This is a genomic window from Streptomyces sp. S3(2020) (assembly GCF_013044505.1).
Taxonomy (GTDB): Bacteria; Actinomycetota; Actinomycetes; order Streptomycetales; family Streptomycetaceae; genus Streptomyces.
In genome coordinates this window covers 38,243-44,732 of the sequence record NZ_JABERD010000074.1, presented here as the reverse complement: position 1 = coordinate 44,732, position 6,490 = coordinate 38,243, and the positions used below count along the sequence as shown (strand labels likewise).

The 6,490-nt window shown below is 70.9% G+C and carries 6 protein-coding genes and 1 pseudogene; all 7 read right to left on the bottom strand.

Annotated elements, in window-relative coordinates; all coding sequences use genetic code 11:
• Window positions 1-2: 2 nt before the first annotated feature.
• The gene (locus HLK59_RS23630) at window positions 3-1,004 is read right to left on the bottom strand and encodes a sugar phosphate isomerase/epimerase family protein (RefSeq protein ID WP_171143507.1); all 1,002 of its coding nucleotides are present in this window, start codon (window positions 1,002-1,004) and stop codon (window positions 3-5) included.
• 248 nt (window positions 1,005-1,252) lie between these two features.
• Window positions 1,253-1,459: pseudogene (locus tag HLK59_RS23625) on the bottom strand (myo-inositol-1-phosphate synthase); the annotation flags it as partial.
• Between the two features lie 109 nt (window positions 1,460-1,568).
• A complete protein-coding gene (locus HLK59_RS23620; RefSeq protein ID WP_171143506.1) occupies window positions 1,569-2,906 on the bottom strand; it encodes a ThuA domain-containing protein in 1,338 nt (445 codons plus the stop codon).
• Window positions 2,907-2,919: 13 nt separating this feature from the next.
• Window positions 2,920-3,087: a hypothetical protein gene (locus HLK59_RS51205; protein ID WP_240982604.1), complete on the bottom strand. Its 168-nt coding sequence runs from the start codon at window positions 3,085-3,087 to the stop codon at window positions 2,920-2,922.
• 50 nt (window positions 3,088-3,137) lie between these two features.
• Window positions 3,138-4,136, bottom strand: a complete 999-nt coding sequence (locus tag HLK59_RS23610; RefSeq protein WP_171143504.1) for a sugar phosphate isomerase/epimerase family protein — start codon at window positions 4,134-4,136, stop codon at window positions 3,138-3,140.
• Window positions 4,137-4,151: 15 nt separating this feature from the next.
• A complete protein-coding gene (locus HLK59_RS23605) occupies window positions 4,152-5,354 on the bottom strand; it encodes a Gfo/Idh/MocA family oxidoreductase (protein WP_171143503.1) in 1,203 nt (400 codons plus the stop codon).
• A gap of 83 nt (window positions 5,355-5,437) precedes the next feature.
• Entirely contained in the window at window positions 5,438-6,475 is a 1,038-nt protein-coding gene (locus HLK59_RS23600; RefSeq protein WP_171143502.1) for a substrate-binding domain-containing protein, read from the bottom strand.
• Between the last annotated feature and the right edge of the window lie 15 nt (window positions 6,476-6,490).

Sequence of the window (6,490 nt, the reverse complement as noted above, 5' to 3'; positions counted from 1 at the left end):
GGTCATACGGTGCTCCCTTCGGGGGTGGCGGAGGGATCGCCAGGGGGTGCGTGGGTGGCCGCCGCTCGGCGCAGGAAGGGGAGGGACTGTTCGGCGAAGTGCGGGCCCGCGTGGGAGTGGCGGGGCAGTTCGACGACCGTGAGTCCCTGGTAGCCGGTGTCGGCGAGGGCGGCGAGAACGGGAGGGAAGTCGATCTCCCCGTCGCCGAGCGGGAGGTGTTCGTGGACGCCGCGGCGCATGTCCTCGATCTGGACGTGCCGAAGCCAGGGGGCGGCGGCACGGACGCAGGCCGCGGGCGGGAGCGGTTCGAGGCACTGGCAGTGGCCGATGTCGAGGGTCAGGCCGAGGGGTTCGGGGTCGCCGAGTTCCCCGCGCAGCCGGTGGAAGTCGGCGAGGGTGGCGAGGAGGTGGCCGGGTTCGGGCTCGACGGCGAGGGGCACACCCGCGGTGGCGGCGGCGTCGAGGACCGGGGTGAGGCTTTCGGCGAGGCGTTTCCAGGCCGTGTCCTGGTCGGTGCCGGTCGGGGTGATCCCGCTGAAGCAGTGCAGGGCGTGCGCGCCGAGGTCGGCGGCGACCTTGACGGCACGGATCAGGAGGTCGACGCGGCGGGCCCGGTCGTCGGGGTCCGGGTCCAGGAGGGAGGGGCCATGTTTGCGGCGCGGGTCGAGGACATAGCGGGCGCCCGTCTCCACGGTGACGCCCAGGCCCAGCGCGTCCAGCCGTCGGGCGACGCGACCGGTGCGGGCGGCCAGGTCCGGGGCGAGCGGGTCCAGATGCATGTGGTCGAGGGTCAGGCCGAGGCCGTCGTAGCCGAGGTCGGCGAGGAGAGCGAGGGCGTCGTCGAGGCGGAGGTCGGTGAGGCCGTTGGTTCCGTAGCCGAAGCGGAGGGGGGTGACACTGCGGGATCGGGCGGGGGCGGCGGATTCCCGGCCGGTGCGAGGCCCAGCCTCCTCGCGGACGGTGTCATCCGGCCTCGGCGAGACCGGGCGCCTCCCGCGGCTCACCGCTGTTCCCCACGATGCCGGGCGCGGACGACACCGTCCGGAGGCCTCGCCACGCTCCGCTCGTCGGTCCGGGTCCGGGTCCCGGGCCCGCCTCCGGCCGCCTCACCAGTCGGGGAACCGGTCGGGGATCCGGTGTCCCTCGTCCCCGACCGCCGCGCGAGACCGACGAGGGCCCCGTGCTGCTCCCCCAGCGCCGTCGGCGCGCTCCCCACCGGATCCTGGGAGGAGAAGCCCGGTTCGGCGAGCGGGCCCAGGGGCAGCACGTCGTCGGCGGCCGGTGCTTCGGCCCGTTCGGGCAGAGGACAGTCCATCGTGTCGTGGCCGCCGAAGACGAGGGACGACAGGGCTGGCAGAGCCGGCAGGGCCGCGCGGCCGGTGACGACGGTCGTGGCGGCGGAGCCGCGCGCCCCGATCAGCCGGACGTCGACGCGTGCCGAGGAAACGGACGCGGACATGGGCAGCCTCCTTCTCGAACGCGTCGTGTGTGAACCCCCCGAGGGGAACCCCTGTCGAGGGGTGGAAGAGACGGCGGGCGGAGATCCGGCGTCCCCCGCCCGCCGCCGCTCAGCCGCCCTTGACGGGCAGTTCCTTGATCCGGACGTTCCGGAAGGACACCTGGTCGTCGGCTCCGTGGTTCTGGATGCCGAAGTGCCCGTCGATGAGGCTGCGGGCGGGGTCGGTGTTGGTGAAATCGTTGATCTGCACGCCGTTGAGCCGGACGCGCAGCCGTTCGCCCTCCACGCGGATCTCGTACGTGTTCCACTCCCCCGCCGGGTTCAGAGCGCGGTCGCGCTTCTTGAGGTCGGCCGAGCGGAAGCCGTAGACGGACCCGGTCGTCTTCTCGGGCACGTCCGTGGCATCGATCTGGATCTCGTACCCGTTGTTCACGGCCGACCACGGGTCGTCCGAGGGCGGGAAGCCCACGAACACACCGGAGTTGTCGTCGCCGGCCGTCTTCCAGTCGAGCTTCAGCGAGTAGGCGCCGAAGTCCGACGCGGCGTACCAGAGCATCCCCATGCCGCCGGTCGACGTGATCGTGCCGTCGTCGTCCAGGGTGAAGGAGCCCGGGCCGGCCTGCCGCCAGCCGTCCAGCGACTGGGCGGTGCCGTCGAACAGCGGACGGTATCCGTTCTCCGGTCGACAGTCGGCCTGCGCCTCGCCGATCGCATACAGGATGCCGCCGACCAGATGCTGCCGGAAGGCGGGATCCGCGTACGACTCCTTCGTGTGGCCGCCGCCCGTGTAGAAGGCACGGCCGCCCTGGTAGTTCTGGCACCAGGCGATCGGGTGGTCCCCGCTCATCGTGCCGCCGGTGTACGACGACTCGTCGAGCGAGGCGAGGACATGGGCCCGTTCCCGGGGGTTGGAGCGGTAGTTGTACCACTCGTCGGTCCGGTTCCAGGTCTGCCCCAGTGCCGAGGTGGCCGGGTGGGAGCGGTCCTCGACGACGACCGTCGCGGGCTGGATCGCCGGGTGCGACTGGAAGTAGGCGCCGGCGAGGCCGCCGTAGAACGCCCAGTCGTACTCGGTGTCGGCGGCGGCGTGGATGCCGACGTAGCCACCACCCTTGCGGATGTAGCCCTCGAAGGCCTTCTGCTGGGCGGCGTCCAGGACGTCGCCGGTCGTCGACAGGAAGACGACCGCGTCGTAGCGCCGGAGGTTGCCGGCGGTGAAGGCGCCGGCGTCCTCGGTGGCATCGACGGTGAAGCCGCTCGTCCCGCCGAGCTGCTTCAGGGCGGCGACGCCGTCGGGGATGGAGTCGTGCCGGAAGCCGGCCGTCTTGGATAAGACCAGCACCCGTTCTTTGTCGTGCCCGCCCTGTGAGGCGGCGGGCCCTGAGACGCAGCCCAGGAGCACGGCGGCTCCGACAACTGCCGTGGTGAGTCGGCTGGTTGCGCGCATGGCGTACCTCCTGTCAGCCGGTGGCGAAGGTGCCGACCTCGAACGTGCCGACGCCGAACGTGCAGACCTTGAATGTGCGGACCTTGATTGCGCGGACCTTGATTGCGCGGACGCGCAAGGACGGGCGTCGTCTGTGGGTCTCGCTTCTGTCGGTACCGGTGATGCTGTCTTGCCCGTGCACGAATGCCTCCAGGACGGGGTGCGCTGTCAGGCCGGGGAGTTGACAGATCGTCAGTTGCCGAACGCCGCGTCGAAGGAGGCCGACGGCGGCTCGAAGTCGTAGGCCTTGAGGCTCTTCAGTGCCTCGGGGGCGCCCTGGAGCCGGTCCATGCCGGCGTCCTCCCACTCGACCGAGATGGGGCCCTGGTAGTCGATGGAGCGCAGCATCCGGAACACGTCCTCCCAGGGGACGTCGCCGTGTCCGGCGGACACGAAGTCCCAGCCGCGGCGCGGGTCGCCCCAGGGCAGGTGGGAGCCGAGGCGGCCGTTGCGTCCGTCGAGGCGCTTGCGGGCCTCCTTGCAGTCCACGTGGTAGATGCGGTCGCGGAAGTCCCAGAGGAAGCCGACGGGGTCGAGGTCCTGCCAGACGAAGTGGCTGGGGTCGAAGTTGAGGCCGAACGCCCGTCGATGGTCGACCGCGTCCAGGGTGCGGACGGTCGTCCAGTAGTCGTAGGCGATCTCGCTGGGGTGGACCTCGTGCGCGAACCGCACACCCTGCTCGTCGAAGACGTCGAGGATGGGGTTCCAGCGGGTCGCGAAGTCCTCGTAGCCGCGCTCGATCATCGACTCGGGGGCGGGCGGGAACATGGCGACCAGGTGCCAGATCGACGATCCGGTGAAGCCGATGACGGTGTCGACACCGAAGGCGGCCGCGGCCCGCGCGGTGTCCTTGATCCGCTCCGCCGCGCGCCGCCGGACCCCTTCCGGGTCGCCGTCGCCCCATACCTCGCTCGGCAGGATGGCCTGGTGGCGTTCGTCGATGATGGCGTCGCAGACGGCCTGGCCGACGAGGTGGTTGGAGATGGCCCAGCACTTCAGGCCGTACTTCTCCAGGAGTTGGTGGCGCGAGGCGATGTACTTCGGGTCGGCGAGGGCCTTGTCGACCTCGAAGTGGTCGCCCCAACAGGCGAGTTCGAGGCCGTCATAGCCGAAGTCGCGGGCCAGACGGCAGACCTCTTCGAGGGGAAGGTCGGCCCACTGGCCGGTGAAGAGCGTGAATGTGCGCGGCATGTCGGTTCCGCCTCCTCAGACTGCTATGGGTGTGTAGACGGAGTTCTTCTCGGCGCTCTCCTCGACGGCCGCGAGGACACGCTGGACCTGGAGGCCGTCGGTGAAGGACGGTTCGGGGCGGCGGCCCTCGGCGACGGCGTGGACGAGGTCGCGGGCCTGGTGGACGAAGCTGTGCTCGTAGCCGAGGCCGTGGCCCGGCGGCCACCAGGCGTCCAGGTAGGGGTGGTCGGGTTCGGTGACGAGGATGCGGCGGAAGCCGGCGTGCGCGGCGGGCTCGGTGCCGTCGTGGTACGAGAGTTCGTTGAGGCGCTCCAGGTCGAAGGCCAACGAGCCGCGCTCCCCGTTGAGTTCGATGCGCAGGGCGTTCTTGCGGCCGGTGGCGTACCGGGTCGCCTCGAAGGAGGCGAGGGCGCCGGAGGTGAAGCGGCCGGTGAACAGGGCGGCGTCGTCGACGGTGACCTGGCCGGTGCCGGCGGCGGACACGGCGGACAGCCCGCTGGTGGCGCCCACCGGCAGGGGCCGTTCCCGGACGAAGGTCTCCGTGAGGGCGGACACCCCCGCGAGCCGCTCCCCCACCAGGTACTGGGCGAGGTCGATGATGTGCGCCCCGAGATCGCCGAGCGAGCCCGAGCCGGCGTGTTCCTTGCGCAGCCGCCAGGTGAGCGGGAACTCCGGGTCCACCAGCCAGTCCTGAAGGTACGTCACCCGCACATGCCGCAACTGCCCGAGACGGTCCTCGGCGACCATGCTCCGGGCGAGCGCGGTGGCGGGCAGCCGACGGTAGTTGAAGCCGACCATCGACAACTGCCCGCGCCCATACGCCTCTTCGGCCGCCTCGGCCATCGCCGAGGCTTCCTCGACCGTGTTGGCGAGGGGCTTCTCGCACAGCACGTGCTTGCCCGCGGCGAGCGCGGCGACGGCGATCTCGGCGTGGCTGTCGCCGGGTGTGCAGATGTCGACGAGATCGACGTCGTCCCGGGCGATCAGCGCACGCCAGTCGGTCTCGGCCGCCGCCCAGCCGTGCCGGTCGGCCGCGGCCCGCACGGCTGCCGGATCGCGCCCGCAGATCGCGGACAGCACCGGCTGCCTGGGCAGGTCGAAGACGCGGCCCACGGTGCGCCAGCCCTGGGAGTGGGCGGCGCCCATGAAGGCGTAGCCGACCATGCCCACCCTGAGTGGCGGCTTCCCGGCCTCATCTGACTGCTGCGGCTGTGCCATGCGGAATGTCCTCCTCGTCGTCGTGGCGCGGTGGGGGGTGCCTCCCGCCCGACGGGCCTGACCGGCCTGTCGGGCGGAACGCCTCACTTGAAGCCGGTGGACATGTACTGGTCGATGTTGGTCTTGTCGACGACGGCCGAGTAGAGCGTGAGCGACGCCGGGATCTCGAACTCGGCGAGGCCGCCGACGCCCTTGCCCTGGCCCAGGGCGCGGGCGAGGTCGATCGCGGACGCGGCCATGGTCGGCGGGTAGAGGACGGTCGCCTTGAGGACGCCGTCGTCCTTCTTGATGGCCTGGAACGCGGAGAGCGCGCCCGCGCCGCCGACCATCAGGAAGTCGTCGCGCCCGGCCTGCTCGATGGCGCGCAACGCACCCACGCCCTGGTCGTCGTCGTGGTTCCACAGCGCGTCGAACTTCGACTGGGCCTGGAGGAGTTGGGCCATCTTGGCCTGACCCGACTCCACCGTGAACTCGGCCGCCTGGCGGGCCACCTTCTTGATGTTGGGGTAGTTCTTCAGCGCGTCGTCGAAGCCCTTGGTGCGCTGCTGCGTCAGCTCCAGGTTGTCGAGGCCGGCCAGTTCGATGACGCGGGCGTCCGACTTCCCCTTGAGCTTCTCGCCGATGTAGTGCCCGGCGTTGAGGCCCATGCCGTAGTTGTCGCCGCCGATCCAGCAGCGGTACGCCTGCGGGGTGTTGAAGATCCGGTCGAGGTTGACGACCGGGATGCCCGCGCGCATCGCCTGGAGTCCGACCTGGGTGAGGGCCTTGCCGTCGGCGGGCAGCACCACCAGGACGTCGACCTTCTTGTTGATCAGGGTCTCGATCTGACCGATCTGCGCGGCCGTGTCGTTGGAGCCCTCGGTGATCTCCAGGGTGACGTCGGAGTACTTCTTGGCGCGGGACTTGGCGTTGTCGTTGATGGCGTTGAGCCAGCCGTGGTCGGCCTGCGGTCCGGCGAAGCCGATGGTGACGGCCTTGCCCGGCTTGTCGTCGGCGGCCGGCTGGTCGTTCGCGGCGGGCTCGTCGTCCGACTCGTTACTCGTGCAACCCGCGAGGACGGCACCCGCGGATACGGCGGCGGCCCCGAAGAGCAGTCCTCTGCGTGTGGGGAGCTGTGTCATGGCGGTGAACCCTTT